This window comes from Streptomyces sp. NH27, assembly GCF_056859195.1.
Window position 1 is genome coordinate 1 of the sequence record NZ_JACEGK010000157.1, and the last position, 14,426, is coordinate 14,426.

At 70.5% G+C, this 14,426-nt stretch carries 11 protein-coding genes; 1 reads left to right on the forward strand and 10 read right to left on the reverse strand.

Annotated features, from left to right (window positions below; translation table 11 throughout):
- The 10 genes from AC13HU_RS15235 to AC13HU_RS15280 form a co-directional block, all read right to left on the reverse strand.
- Positions 1–1,108 (reverse strand): CYTH and CHAD domain-containing protein (locus tag AC13HU_RS15235; RefSeq protein ID WP_483042395.1); only part of this gene is annotated, 1,108 nt, incomplete at its 3' end.
- A 220-nt stretch (positions 1,109–1,328) separates the two neighbouring features.
- Positions 1,329–2,525, reverse strand: coding sequence for a rod shape-determining protein RodA (gene rodA, locus AC13HU_RS15240; protein ID WP_483042396.1), 1,197 nt, complete (start codon positions 2,523–2,525; stop codon positions 1,329–1,331).
- Entirely contained in the window at positions 2,525–4,768 is a 2,244-nt protein-coding gene (gene mrdA / locus AC13HU_RS15245; RefSeq protein WP_483042397.1) for a penicillin-binding protein 2, read from the reverse strand. The genes rodA and mrdA overlap by 1 nt, the downstream gene beginning before the upstream one ends.
- Before the next feature lie 90 nt (positions 4,769–4,858).
- Positions 4,859–5,545, reverse strand: coding sequence for a rod shape-determining protein MreD (mreD, locus tag AC13HU_RS15250; protein WP_483042398.1), 687 nt, complete (start codon positions 5,543–5,545; stop codon positions 4,859–4,861).
- 3 nt (positions 5,546–5,548) lie between these two features.
- Positions 5,549–6,568 carry a rod shape-determining protein MreC gene (gene mreC, locus AC13HU_RS15255; protein ID WP_483042399.1) on the reverse strand — a complete coding sequence of 340 codons (1,020 nt, stop codon included), beginning with the start codon at positions 6,566–6,568 and terminating at the stop codon, positions 5,549–5,551.
- Positions 6,569–6,709: 141 nt separating this feature from the next.
- Entirely contained in the window at positions 6,710–7,732 is a 1,023-nt protein-coding gene (locus tag AC13HU_RS15260; RefSeq protein WP_483042405.1) for a rod shape-determining protein, read from the reverse strand.
- A gap of 256 nt (positions 7,733–7,988) precedes the next feature.
- On the reverse strand, positions 7,989–8,402 hold the full coding sequence (gene ndk / locus AC13HU_RS15265) for a nucleoside-diphosphate kinase (protein ID WP_483042400.1): 414 nt from the start codon (positions 8,400–8,402) through the stop codon (positions 7,989–7,991).
- A gap of 69 nt (positions 8,403–8,471) precedes the next feature.
- Positions 8,472–8,807 (reverse strand): DUF4233 domain-containing protein, encoded by a 336-nt coding sequence (locus tag AC13HU_RS15270; RefSeq protein ID WP_483042401.1) that lies wholly within the window; start codon positions 8,805–8,807, stop codon positions 8,472–8,474.
- 129 nt (positions 8,808–8,936) lie between these two features.
- Positions 8,937–10,523, reverse strand: coding sequence for a bifunctional tetrahydrofolate synthase/dihydrofolate synthase (folC, locus tag AC13HU_RS15275; RefSeq protein WP_483042402.1), 1,587 nt, complete (start codon positions 10,521–10,523; stop codon positions 8,937–8,939).
- Between the two features lie 75 nt (positions 10,524–10,598).
- Positions 10,599–13,232, reverse strand: coding sequence for a valine--tRNA ligase (locus AC13HU_RS15280; protein ID WP_483042403.1), 2,634 nt, complete (start codon positions 13,230–13,232; stop codon positions 10,599–10,601).
- A gap of 208 nt (positions 13,233–13,440) precedes the next feature.
- Here AC13HU_RS15280 and AC13HU_RS15285 point away from each other — a divergent pair.
- On the forward strand, positions 13,441–14,426 hold a 986-nt coding region (locus AC13HU_RS15285; protein ID WP_483042404.1), incomplete at its 3' end, for a hypothetical protein.

The following is a 14,426-nucleotide window of genomic DNA, read 5'->3' on the forward strand; positions in this document are numbered from 1 at the left end:
CCAGCCTCCGGCGCACCGCGTCGGCCGCCGGGCCCGGCTCGCCCAGGTCGCCCGGGTCGAGTTCGGCCAGCCGTTGCGCGAGGCGGGCGGCGAGCCCCTCACGGTCGCGCTCGGCCCCGAGGACTCCGGCGAGCCACTTCAGTTCGGCGCCGAGCGGATCGGTGGCGGCGCGGTCCAGGACGTGGCCGAAGCTCTTCAGCGCCGAGCGGGCCCGCCGGGTGGCCACGCGCATACGGTGCACCGCGTCCTCCCCGGCGTGCCGGACGGCCGGGTCGAGCGCGACGATCGCGGTGAGTTGTGCGCGCAGGTACGCCAGTGCGGCGACTCCCGCGGGGGCGTCCGGGCCCGGCGGCTCCCACTGGTCGCGGGCGGGCGCCGGCCGCCGCTCGCCGAGCGCGCGGGCCAGCTTGGAGGGCGCGTCGGAGCGGGTCACACCGGCGTCGCGCAGCCGCCGCTCCACGGCGTCCAGCAGGGCTTCGTCGCCGGCGTACAGCTCGACCTCGATCTCGGACCAGGACGGGCCGGGCTCAGGGTCCGGCGGGGGGATCTCCGCGGCGTCGCGCCGCCCGGCACGCGGGTCTGCCGCGTTCTCGTCGGTCGCCGGCTCCCCCACCGCCTGGGGTGTGCGGGGGCACCGGACCCCGCTCCTTCCCGCACGGAGATCCAACGGCCAGATCCTGGCCGTGACCTGGTCGTAGGAGACCTCGGCGAGGGTCCGGTCCTGGTCGTCGAGGAGCAGGACGCGGCTGCGGACGGTGCGCAGCCGGACGATCGGCGTGAGGATTCGGCCCCGGACGAGTGCGGCGACCTCGGCGCGCAGGTCGTCGGGCGGTGTGCCGGGCGCACCGAGCGGGGCGTGGATCTCGGTGCGGGTGTCCGGGCGGTCGGTGGGGAGTTTCAGGTGCCAGCCGTCGTCGTCGCCGCCCTCGCGGCGCCGCAGGGTGATGCGGTGGGCGGCGAGGGTGAGGTGGGCGGTGTCGTAGTAGACGGCGTTGAGCCGCAGCGGGGGCAGGGCCCGGGTGCCGGCGGTCAGCCCGGTGAGGTCGGGCAGGTCGTTCCGGGGCCCGGTCTCGTAGGTGCGTTCCGTTTCGGCGAGGCGACGGCCCATAGGGGGACCGTATGCCCGCACCGAGGCGTTGGCCAGACCCGCACACGGCCCTGCGGGTGGCGGCGCCGCGTCAGGGACGCGGGGTGCGCGGGGTGCTGTCGCGAAAGACGGCCTCCGCTCGGGGGGCGGCCTCCGCTCGGGGGGCGGCCCTCCCGCAAGGGCCCCTGGCCACGGGAAATGGGCACCCCGCGCCGCGTTCGGGACCGCCGCCCGAGAGGAGCTACGCCGACATGGGGCGCTGCATCTTCACGGACTGCAGCATCCCTATGGCCACGAAGTTGGCGAACATCGACGATCCGCCGTAGGAGACAAAGGGCAACGGGATACCGGTCACCGGCATGATGCCGAGCGTCATGCCGATGTTCTCGAAGGACTGGAAGGCGAACCAGGCGACGACGCCGGCCGCCACGATGGTGCCGTACAGGTCGGAGGCGTTGCGGGCGATGGTGCAGGCCCGCCAGAGGATCACGCCGATCAGCAGGACGATGAACGCGGCACCGACGAAGCCCAGTTCCTCGCCGGCCACCGAGAAGACGAAGTCGGTCTGCTGCTCGGGCACGAACTGCCCGGTGGTCTGGCTGCCGTGGAACAGGCCCTTGCCGAGCAGCCCGCCGGAGCCGATCGCGATCCGGGCCTGGCTGGTGTTGTAGCCGACGCCGGACGGGTCGAGCGCGGGGTTGGCGAACGCCGCGAACCGGTCGATCTGGTACTTGTCGAGGATGCCGAGCTGCCAGACCAGGATGGAGCCGACCACGCCGGTGGCGATCAGGCCGAACACCCAGCGGGTGGAGGCGCCGGAGGCGAGCAGCACGCCGAGCACGATCGCGCCGAGCACCATCACCGACCCGAGGTCGGGCATCATCAGGATGATCAGTATGGGCAGCGCGGCCAGCGCGAGCGACTGCATCACCCGGCGGTGGTCGGGGTGCTCCTGGTCGCCGGCGTCGACCCGGGCGGAGAGCACCATCGCCATGCCGATGATGATGGCGATCTTCACGAACTCCGACGGCTGGAGCGAGAAGCCGCCGCCGATGATGATCCAGGAGTGCGCGCCGTTGACGGTCGAGCCGAGCGGGCTGAGCACCGCGAGGATGCCCAGGATGGACAGCGCGTAGAGGAACGGCACGATGGTGCGCATCCGGTGGTGCCCTATGGCCATGGCGCCGATGCACAGCCCCAGCCCGATACCGGCGTTCATCACATGGCGGATCAGGAAGTAGTACTGGTCGCCGTGGGTGAGGCCGGTGCGGTGCCGGGTGGCCGAGTAGACCAGCAGCGAGCCGATGAAGCACAGCAGGACGACGACGAGGAACAGCAGCCAGTCCATCCGGCGCACCACGGAGTCCCGGGCGAGCAGCTTGCCCATGGTGGAGCGTTCCGGGGTGAACCGCCGGACCGAGTAGGTGTTCGCGCTCATCACGTGTACTTCCTGCCGTACAGCAGTTTGTCAGTGCGGGTCGGGGTGAGCGCGGCCAGTACGGGCACCGGGTCGCCGCCCGCCGGTCCGGCCGGGGTGTTGGCGAAGGTGCCGGCGACCGAGGTCGAGTACGCGGCCTGCTGGCCGTTGACGGCCGCGCCGTCGGCGGAGATCTTCGGCAGCGCGGTGACCGGCGTGGGCATGATGCCCTTCTTCGCGTCGATCTTGGTGCTGTCCTTCTGGATGCCGTACATCGACTCGTAGATGCGGCGGATCGCGGTACCCGAACCGCCGGAGCCGGTACCACCCTGGGAGATCGTCATGACGATCGTGTAGTCCTTGGTGTACGTGTCGAACCAGGACGTGGACTGCTTGCCGGAGACCTCGGCGGTACCGGTCTTGGCGTGCAGCGGGATCTTGTCCTGCGGCCAGTTGCCGAACTTCCAGTCGGCGGTGCCCTCGGTGACCACGCCGGCCAGCGCCTGGTTGATGTACTTCAGCGTGGACGTGGAGTCGGGGAGCTTGCCGGTCACCTTCGGCTTGATCGGGGTGACCGTCTTGCCGTCGGGGCTTATCACGGCCTTGCCGATGGACGGCTGGTAGAGCGTGCCGCCGTTGCCGAGGGCCGCGTAGATCCGGGCCATCTGGATCGGGGTGACGAGCGTGTCGCCCTGGCCGATCGCGTAGTTCACCGAGTCACCGGCGCGCAGCACGTAGCCGTCCGGGCAGTTCTCGATGGCGATGGCGACGCTCAGCGGCGGGTTCCTGTCGTTCTTGTGCTTCTTGGCGGTCGCGCACCAGTCGGCCTTGTTCTCCTCCCAGAAGTCCTTCTTCCACTGGCGGTCCGGGACCCGGCCGGCGACCTCGCCGGGCACGTCGATGTCGGTCTTCGCACCGAGGCCGAAGTCGTGGGCGGTCTTGTAGAACCAGTCGTTGGGGTGCTTCGGGTCGGTCCCGCCGTCCTTCTGCCACTGCTCGTAGGAGATCCCGTAGAAGACGGTGTCGCAGGAGACCTCGAGGGCGCGGGCGAGCGAGATCGGGCCGTAGCTCTCGTTCTCGTCGTTGTGGAAGACCTGGGAGCCGATGTTGAACGAGGACGAGCAGTCGTACGGGCCGTCCTCGGTGTAGCCGGCCCGGATCGCGGCGGAGGTGGAGACCACCTTGAAGGTGGAGCCGGGCGCGGACTCGCCCTGGATGGCACGGTTGAGCAGCGGGTAGTTGGACTTGGTGTTGGTCAGCGCCGCGTAGTCCTTGGCGGAGATGCCGCCGACCCACTCGTTGGGGTCGTAGGTGGGCGCGCTGGCCATCGCGATGATCTGACCGGTCTTGTTGTCCATGACGACCGCGGCGCCGGAGTCCGCCTTGAAGTTCTTGTGGCTGACCGGGTCGTACGTCTTGCGGGCGGTCACCATCGCCTCGTTGAGTTCCTTCTCGGTGACCGCCTGGACCTTCGCGTCGATGCTGGTGACCAGGTTGTCGCCGGGGGTGGCCGGGGTGTCACCGGCCTTGCCGATCACCCGGCCGAGGTTGTCGACCTGGTACTTGGTGACGCCGGCCTTGCCGCGCAACTGGTCGTCGTAGGTGCTCTCCAGGCCGGAGCGGCCGATCTGGTCCGTGCGCAGCAGCGGGTTGCTGGTCTTCTCGGAGGCGGCCACCTCCTTGTCGGTGACCGGGGAGAGGTAGCCGAGCACCTGGGCCGCGTTGGCCTTGTCCGGCCCCGGGTAGGTGCGTACGGCGGTGGGCTCCGCGGTGATGCCGGGGAAGTCCTCGCGGCGCTCCATGATCTGGAGGGCCTGGTGGGTGGTGGCCTTGTCGGTGATCGGGATCGGCTGGTAGGGCGAACCGTTCCAGCACGGGCGCGGGGTCTGCGCGTCGCAGAGCCGCACCTTGTCCATCGCGTCCTGGGGCTTGATGCCGAGTACGTCGGCCAGCCGGGTCAGTACGGCCTTGCCGTCGTCGGGCTGCTGGAGCAGGTCGGTGCGGTTGGCGGAGACCACCAGCAGGGTCTGGTTGTTGGCGATCGGCACGCCCCGGTCGTCGAGGATCGAACCGCGCACGGCGGGCGTGACGACCTGCTGGAAGTGGTTGCTGTTCGCCTTCGCGTCGTACTCCTGGCCGTTGCGGATCTGCAGGTACCACAGTCGGCCGCCGAGGGTGAGCAGCAGCGAGACGACCAGCACCTGGAGGATGACCAGCCGGATCGTGACCCGCGAGGTCCGCCCGGTCTCCGGGATGTTGCTCATCTCAATCGCTCACTTCTCCGCGCGCTCGGCACGAGACCGCACGCATCGTCGTCGTCTGCCGCCCGGCTGCCTCACGCGCGTCGTTCGCCGTCATCGCCGTGCTCCCCTTGCCAACGGGCTGCCGCTGAACCTCGCGCGGCCGAACAGACCCCGCTGGGGGGTGATGCCGGCGCCCGCCTTGGTGCGGGACCGGCCGCGCGGCCGGAAGCGCCCGCCGGAACCGCCGCCGAAGCCGCCACCGAACCCGCTGCCCGCGGAGTCGTCGGCGAGCGGGTCCCGGTCGAAGCGGCGGGCCAGCGTCATGATGAGCGGGACCACGAACGGCGCCAGCAGCAGGTCGTAGAGGGTCGCGGTGAACACCAGCTTGGCCAGGCCGACGTGCGCGCCCGCGGTGTCACCGACCAGGCCGCCGACGCCCGCGTAGAGCAGCGTGGTGGCGATGGCGGCGCCGATGACCACCAGCATCGGGCCGGCGGCGGTGCGCAGTTGGCCGCTTTCGGGTTTGGCGAGGCCGGCCGCGTAGCCGATCACGCACAGCACCAGGGCGTAGCGGCCGACCGCGTGGTCCGCGGGGGGCGCGATGTCGGCGAGCAGTCCGGCGAAGAAGCCGATCAGGCAGCCGCCGACGTGGCCGTAGGTGAGGGCCAGGCCGAGCACCGTCAGCAGCAGCAGGTCCGGGACCGCACCGGGCAGGTGCAGCCGGGCCAGCACGCTGACCTGGGCGACCAGGGCGATCACCACCAGGACGGTGGAGAGCACGATCCGGTTCAGGCGCATGGCTCACTCCCCGTTGGTGGTGGACGGATTGGTGGGCTTGGTGCCCGGGGGAAGCGCGGTGCCGGAGCTGCCGGGGCTCGGGTTGTCGGAGTTTCCGGGGCTCTGGTTGTCGCCTGGCTTCGGGGAGTTCTTCGCCTTGGGCTTCGCGGTGTGCGGCGGGGTGGGCCGCGGCGGCAGCACGCTGTCGCGCGGGTCGGTGCGCGGGCCGACCACGACCACGCCGACCACGTCCAGCTTGGTGAAGCCGACGAAGGGCTGCACCTCGACGGTCTTGGTGAGGTTGCCCGCGGACGGCTCGACGCTGACCACCTTGCCGACCGGGACGCCCGGCACGAACGGCTTGTCCGCCTCGGAGCCGAAGGTGACCACCCGGTCGCCCTTGTGCACGTCGGCCTTGCCGTCGAGGAGTTGGTCCCGCATCGGCCGGTTGCCCTGGCCGGTGGCGAAGCCGATCTCCTGGTTGCCCTCCAGCCGGGTGCCGACGGTGAAGTCCGGGTCGTTGGCGAGCAGGACCGTGGAGGTGGAGTGCCCGACGGTGGTGACCCGGCCGACGAGCCCGTCGCCGTTGATCACCGTCATGTCGCGCTTGAGGCCGTCGTTGCTGCCGGAGTCGATGGTGACCGTCCAGGAGAAGCCCTGGGCCGCTCCTATCGCGATGACCTGGGCGCCCTTGACGGTGTACTGCCCGGCGCCGGCGACCTTGAGGAGCTTGTCCAACTCCTGGGCGCGGGCGCGGGTGGTGTCGTTGCTGCCGAGTTGCTGCTTGAGCTGGGTGTTCTCGCGTTGCAGCCGCTTGATGGTGCTGCTGTCGTGGCCGGAGTCCCGAACCGCGTCCACGGCGTTGCCCACCGGGTCGACGACGCCGGACACCGCGTTCTCCACCGGGCCGAAGGCGGACTGGGCCGCCCGCCGCGGCCGGTCGAGCGGTGAGTTCTCACCGCCCCGGATGTCCACGGTGATCAGCGCGAGCGCCACCACCACCAGCAGTACCAGCAGCAGCCGGCTCTCCTTTGTGTCCCTCACGGGCGCCAGTCCGTGCCTTCCTCATCGGACCCGCCGCCGCTGGGGCCGCGGCCGGTCGGAGCTACTGTGCTGGGTTGCGCCCGCATCCGGTGCCGCGGTCGTGACAGCGCCTGCGCCGGGTGGGGCGGTTCGTCTTCTGCGTCATCTGCGCGGGGCCGCGTCGAGGACCTGCTGAAGCGCCTCGAACTCCTCCACGCACTTGCCCGCGCCGAGCGCCACGCAGTCCAGCGGGGACTCGGCGATGTGGATGGGCATGCCCGTCTCGTGCCGCAGCCGCTCGTCCAGGCCGCGCAGCAGCGCGCCACCGCCGGCCAGCACGATGCCGCGGTCCATGATGTCGCCGGACAGCTCCGGCGGGCACTTGTCGAGCGTGGTCTTCACCGCGTCGACGATCGCGTTCACCGGTTCCTCGATGGCCTTGCGCACCTCGGCCGCGGAGATCACCACGGTCTTGGGGAGTCCGCTGACCAGGTCCCGGCCGCGGATCTCGGTGTGTTCGTCATCCTTCTCGGCGGCGAACGCGGAGCCGATGGTCAGTTTGATCTGCTCGGAGGTGCGCTCGCCGAGCAGCAGGCTGTACTCCTTCTTGATGTGCTGGATGATCGCGTTGTCCAGCTCGTCGCCGGCCACCCGGATGGACTGGGCGGTGACGATGCCGCCGAGGCTGATCACCGCGACCTCGGTGGTGCCGCCGCCGATGTCCACCACCATGTTGCCGGTGGCCTCGTGCACCGGCAGCCCGGCGCCGATCGCGGCGGCCATCGGCTCCTCGATGATGTGCACGGTACGGGCGCCGGCCTGGGTGGCGGCCTCGATCACGGCGCGGCGCTCCACGCCGGTGATGCCGGACGGCACGCACACCACGACCCGCGGGCGAACCATGTAGCGGCGGCGGTGGATCTTGAGGATGAAGTAGCGCAGCATGCGCTCGGTGATCTCGAAGTCGGCGATGACGCCGTCCTTCAGGGGGCGTACCGCGACGATGTTGCCGGGGGTGCGGCCGATCATCTTCTTCGCCTCGGCACCGACCGCGAGGATGCCGCCGGTGTTGGTGTTGACCGCGACGACCGACGGCTCGTTCAGGACGATCCCGCGGCCCCTGACGTACACCAGCGTGTTGGCGGTCCCGAGGTCGACAGCCATGTCACGGCCGATGAACGACATGTTGTTCGCCATGTGGATACGTCTGGCCTTCCCGAGCGTGGGCGGAGGTTCCATGGTAGTCGCGCCGGGCTGGGCGCGGCGTCAGGGTTCCGACGCCCATTGTCATCAGAACACACAGCGGACCTCAGTAATGGTGACGCCGTGTCGGAGTGTTTGGTTCCCGTTCGGCCCTGGCACCTGCCGGAACAGACGCAGCCACAGCGGCAGTCGGACCGTGGTCGCGCCGACCCACGGGACCATACGCGTCGCTGCCGCGTTACGCCAAGGTGGGGAAGAAGAGCTTGATCTCGCGTTCGGCGGACTCCTCGGAGTCCGAGGCGTGCACCAGGTTCTCACGGGTGACGGTGCCGAAGTCCCCCCGGATGGAGCCGGGTGCGGCCGCGATCGGGTCGGTCGGGCCGGCCAGCGCGCGCACCCCCTCGATCACCCGCTCGCCCTCGACCACCAGGGCCACCGACGGGCCGGACGCCATGAACTCCACCAGCGGCTCGTAGAACGGCCGTCCGACGTGCTCGGCGTAGTGCTGCTCCAGCGTGCCGCGGTCCAGGGTGCGCAGTTCCAGCGCGTTGACGGACCAGCCGGCCTTGCGCTCGATCCGGCCCAGGATCTCGCCGACCAGACCGCGGCGAACGGCGTCCGGCTTGAGGAGGACAAGGGTGCGCTGGGACACGGGGCGGCTCCTGATTGGTATGACAATCGAATGTGACGACGAGCCTACAAGGCACGTGCCGGTCGGTTGTCAGGCGGCTTGTGTCGCGTGCCGGGCCCTGATCTCGTCGACCTTGCGCCCGAAATGGATCGACGCCCACCACAGGGCGGCGAAGATCACGCCGAGCACGAACATCGTACCGACCACGAAGCCGCTGGCGATCAGCCCGATCTGGAGCGCCCAGCCGACCACGACCGCCCAAGGGCGGGTGACCACGCCGCACAGCAGTACGCACAGCACCATCGCGATGCCGCACACCGACCACACGGCGCCCATCGACAGGTCGGGATGCTTCATCGCGACCAGCCCGGCGAAGCCGATCACGAAGAACTCGCCGATCAGCGTGCTCGAACACAGGGTCCGCATACCCGGGCCCCCTTCCCTCTGGATTCCATCTGAGCCCGCGTGCGCGGGTGGGTTCGTATCCGCGGGCAGGTCCGCGTGTGCGTACGGCTCCGTGTCCGCATCCGCATCCGCATCCGCATCCGGGCCGCCCTACCGGCGGGCCAGCAACAGGCGGGCCTGGCCGACCGTGATGACCGAACCGGTGACCAGCACCCCTGCGCCGGAGTACTCGCCCTCTTCCTCGGCGAGGGTCACCGCGGCCTCCAACGCGTCGTCGAGGCGCGGTTCGACCTGCACCCGGTCCTCGCCGAACACCTCCACCGCCAGCGCCGCCAGCGCGTCCACGTCCATCGCCCGGGAGGTGGAGTTGCGGGTGACCACGACCTCCGAGAAGACCGGCTCGAACGCCTCCAGCAGCCCGCGTACGTCCTTGTCGCCGCTCGGCCCGACCACGCCGACCAGGTGGCTGAAGCCGAACACCTCGCTGATCGCGGCCGCGGTGACCCGCGCGCCGGCCGGGTTGTGCGCGGCGTCCAGCACCACGGTGGGGCTGCGCCGGACCACCTCCAGCCGGCCGGGCGAGGTGACCGCCGCGAACGCGCCGCGCACGGTGTCCAGGTCGAGGGTGCGCTGGTGCACGCTGCCGATACCGAAGAACGCCTCCACCGCGGCCAGCGCCAGGGCCGCGTTGTGCGCCTGGTGCTCGCCGTGCAGCGGGAGGAAGACCTGTTCGTACTCTCCGCCGAGGCCGCGCAGCGTCAACAGCTGCCCACCGATAGCCACTTCGCGGTGCAGCACGCCGAACTCCTCGCCCTCGCGGGCGACGGTCGCGTCCATCTCGGCGGATCGCCGCAGCAGTTCGCGCGCCGCGTCCGGCGGCTGCTGGGCGAGGACCGCGGTGGCGTCCTTCTTGATGATGCCGCCCTTCTCGACGGCGATCTCACCGGGCGTGCCGCCCAGCCGCTCGGTGTGGTCCAGCGAGATCGGGGAGACCACGGCCACGGCGGCGTCCACCACGTTGGTGGCGTCCCAGCTGCCGCCCATGCCGACCTCGACCACCGCGACGTCGATCGGCGCGTCCGCGAAGGCCGCGTACGCCATGCCGGTGAGCACCTCGAAGAAGGACATCCGGTGCGGCTGGAAGCCGTCGACCATGTCGACGTACGGCTGGATGTCTCGGTAGACCTCGACGAAGCGCTCCGCGGAGATCGGGGCGCCGTCCAGGCTGATCCGCTCGGTCATGGACTGCACATGCGGGCTGGTGTAGCGGCCGGTGCGCAGCTCGAAGGCGAGCAGCAGCCGCTCGATCATCCGCGCGGTGGAGGTCTTCCCGTTGGTGCCGGTGATGTGGATCGCCGGGTAGGAGCGCTGCGGCTGGCCGAGCACGTCCATCAGCGCGGTCATCCGATCGAGCGACGGGTCGAGCTTCGTCTCGGGCCAGCGGCCCAGCAGCTCGTCCTCGACCTCGCGCAGTTGCCGGTCCAGCTCGGGGTCGGCGGGCCGGGCCGGTACGTCGTCCTCCGGGGCGGGCGGGGTGACCTGGGTGCGCAGCGTACGGCTGCCGGCCTCGATGAGGGCCATGTCCGCCTCGCGCGGCCCACCGCCCTCGCCGTCGTCCGAGTCGTCCTCGTCGGTGGCCTGGTGCGCGGCGTCGTAGTCGACCTCGTCCGCGGCCCGGTCGGCGGCGTCGCTGAAGCCGTCGTCCGGGAAATCGTCGTCCTGCCCGTGCTCGCTCACAGCTATCAGTCTACGGAACAGGCCCGGGCCGAAAGGCCCGGGCCTGCGCCGCACCCGAGGGGTGCCGTGCGGTCGCTACGCCGCCGGCAGGGCGGCGAGCTGCGCGGTGATCCGGGCGATGTCCTCGTCGGCGGCGGCCAGCCGGGTGCGGATGCCCTCGACCACCTTCTCCGGCGCCTTCCCGAGGAACGCTTCGTTCCCGAGCTTCCGCTCCGCCTGCTGCTTCTCCTTCTCGGCGGTGGCGAGGTCCTTGGCGAGCCGCTTGCGTTCCGCGGCCACGTCGATGGTCCCGGACAGGTCGAGGGCGACCCGCGCCGCGCCGACCGGCAGGGTGGCGGTGGCGTGGAAGCCGTCGCCGGCCGGCTGGAGCCGCAGAAGCTGCCGGATGGCGTCCTCGTGGGGCGGCAGCAAGGTGCCGTCGAGCGACAGCTCGGCCGGGACCTTCTGGCCGGGCTGGAGGCCCTGGTCGCTGCGGAACCGGCGGACCTCGGTGACCAGCCGCTGCACCTCGGCGATCTCCGCCTCGGCGGCCGCGTCACGGAAGCCGCTGTCCTTCGGCCAGTCCGCGGTGACCACGGTCTCCTCACCGGTGAGGGTGGTCCACAGCGTCTCGGTGACGAACGGCACGATCGGGTGCAGCAGCCGCAGCGTGACGTCCAGCACCTCGCCGAGCACCCGGCTGGAGACCTTCGCCGGGGCGCCGCCCTTGAGGAAGGTGGTCTTGGACAGCTCGACGTACCAGTCGAAGACCTCGTCCCACGCGAAGTGGTAGAGCGCGTCGGAGAGTTTCGCGAACTGGTAGTCGTCGTAGAGCGCGTCGACCTCGGCGACCACCGTGTTCAGCCGGGAGAGCACCCAGCGGTCGGCCGCGGACATCTCCTCGGGCGCGGGCAGCGGGCCCTCGACGGTGGCACCGTTCATCAGGGCGAACCGGGTGGCGTTCCAGACCTTGTTGGCGAAGTTCCGGGACGCCTTGACCCAGTCCTCGCCGATCGGCACGTCCGCGCCCGGGTTGGCGCCGGTGGCCAGGGTGAAGCGGACCGCGTCCGAGCCGTAGGCGTCCATCCAGGTCAGCGGGTCCACCGAGTTGGGGTTCGACTTGGACATCTTCTTGCCGAACTCGTCGCGGACCAGGCCGGTCAGCGCGATGGTGTGGAACGGCGGGACGTCCTCCATGGCGTACAGGCCGAACATCATCATCCGGGCGACCCAGAAGAAGATGATGTCGTGGCCGGTGAGCAGCACGTCGGTCGGGTAGAACTTCGCCAGGTCCGGGGTCTGTTCGGGCCAGCCCAGGGTGGAGAAGGGCCACAGTGCGGAGGAGAACCAGGTGTCCAGGACATCGGCGTCCTGGGTCCAGCCCTCGCCGGAAGGCGCCGTCTCGTCGGGCCCGACGCAGATCTGCTCGCCGTTCGGCCCGTACCAGACCGGGATGCGGTGGCCCCACCACAACTGCCGTGAGATGCACCAGTCGTGCATGTTGTCGACCCAGTCGAAGTACCGCTTCTCCATCTCCGGCGGGTGGATCTTCACCCGGCCGTCGCGGACCGCGTCACCCGCCGCGCGGGCCAGCGGCTCGACCTTGACCCACCACTGGAGCGACAGCCGCGGCTCGACGGTGGTCTTGCACCGGGAGCAGTGGCCGACCGAGTGGACGTACGGACGCTTCTCCGCGACGACCCGGCCCTGCTCGCGCAGTGCCTCGACGATCGCCGCGCGGGCCTCGAAGCGGTCCAGTCCCTCGAACGGGCCGGGCGCGGTGATGACCGCCCGCTCGTCCATGATCGTCAGGGACTCCAGGCCGTGCCGCTGGCCGATCGCGAAGTCGTTCGGGTCGTGGGCCGGGGTCACCTTGACCGCGCCGGTGCCGAACTCCGGGTCGACGTGGGCGTCGGCGACCACCGGGATGGTGCGGTCGGTGAGCGGCAGCTTGATCCGCCGGCCGACCAGGTGGGCGTACCGCGCGTCGTCGGGGTGGACGGCGACGGCGGTGTCGCCGAGCATCGTCTCGACCCGGGTGGTGGCGACCACGACGCTGTCCTCGCCGTCGCCGTAGCGCAGCGAGACCAGCTCGCCGCCGTCGTCCTGGTAGTCCACCTCGATGTCGGAGATGGCGGTCATGCAGCGCGGACACCAGTTGATGATCCGCTCGGCGCGGTAGATCAACTCGTCGTCGTAGAGCTTCTTGAAGATGGTCTGGACGGCCTTGGACAGGCCCTCGTCCATGGTGAAGCGCTCGCGGGACCAGTCGACGCCGTCGCCGAGCCGGCGCATCTGGCCGAGGATGCGGCCGCCGTACTCCTCCTTCCACCGCCAGGTGCGCGCGACGAACTCCTCGCGGCCCACGTCGTGTCGGGACTTGCCCTCCTCGGCGAGCTGCTGCTCGACCTTGTTCTGGGTGGCGATGCCTGCGTGGTCCATGCCGGGCAGCCACAGCGCTTCGTAGCCCTGCATGCGCTTGCGGCGGGTGAGGGCGTCCATCAGCGTGTGCTGGAAGGCGTGTCCGAGGTGGAGGGTGCCCGTGACGTTCGGCGGCGGGATGACGATGGTGTACGGCGGCTTGTCGCTCTTCGTGTCGGCTTCGAAGTACCCGCGCTCTACCCACCGCTCGTACAGCGGCCCCTCTACCTCGGCCGGCGTGTACTGGGTCGGCAGATGGGGGTCGCTGTGCTGCCCGCTGTCGGGGCGCGGATGAGTGTTGTCGGTCACGGTCCCGATTCTAGTGGCCCCGCGGCTTCACTCCCGACGGGTTATCCACAGGGCGGGTTGTCCACAGTCCTGTGACGAACCGGTTGCGCTCCTGATGCCGCACCCGGATTCAGCCGCGGGAGGATGGCGGCCGGTCACGCCCCCGGATTCGGAAGCGAGCATGTCATCCGGGAGGATGAGTGGACTCGTTAACGGAGGGGACGAAACCATGAGCTACAACCAGCCGCCGCCGAACCCGTACGGCAATCAACCCCAAGGTGGCGGCTACGGCCAACCGCAGCCCGGCCCGCCGCCGCAGCAGGGTGGCGGCTACGGCCAGCCGCAACAGCCGCCGCAGCAGGGCGGTTACGGCCAGCAGCCGCCCCAGCCCGGGTATGGCTACCCGCAGCAGGCTCCGCCCCCCGCCCCGCCCTACGGCGGCCAGCCGGCATACGGCCAGCCCCCGCAGCAGCCCGGCTACGGCCAGCAGCCGCCGTACGGCCAGCAGCCCCAGCAGGGTTACGGCTACCCCCAACCGCCCCAGTCCGGCGGCAGCGGCAAGCGCAACGGCATCATCATCGGTGTCGTGGTCGCGCTGGTCGTGGTCGCCGGCGGCGTCTACTTCGCCACCAAGGGCGGCAGCAGCGGCTCCTCGTCCCTGCACGACGACGGCAAGAAGTACACCCTGACCACGCCGGACACGGTGGCGGGCGACTACGCCAAGGGCGACGACTCGGACAGCGACGGCTTCAACGACGACGACCTCGCCAAGATCAAGGCGCTGGGCGTCAGCGACCCGACCCGGGTCGCCGCGACCTACAAGGAGGGCACTTCGGCCACGTCCGGCAAGATGCTGTCGTTCGCCGGTGTCTACGGCACGGTCAAGGACCCGGGCAAGGTCGTCGACGGCATGTTCGCGATGCTCAAGGAGGGCACCGGGGAGGAGAAGATCGAGACCTCCGGCAGCCCGCAGTCCGTCAAGCCGTCCGGCATGAAGAGCGACGCGATCATGAAGTGCCAGACGCTCACGGAGACGGACAAGGAGTCCGGCCAGAGCCTCACCCTCCACACGACGGTCTGCGTGTGGGCGGACTACAGCACCGTGGCGTACGTCATCCCGTTCGACGTGGCGCAGGCCATCAGCGGCGGCGGCAGCGCTCCGTCGGTCAGCGACGCTTCCGCCCTGACCGCCAAGGTGCACAACGACGTCGAGGT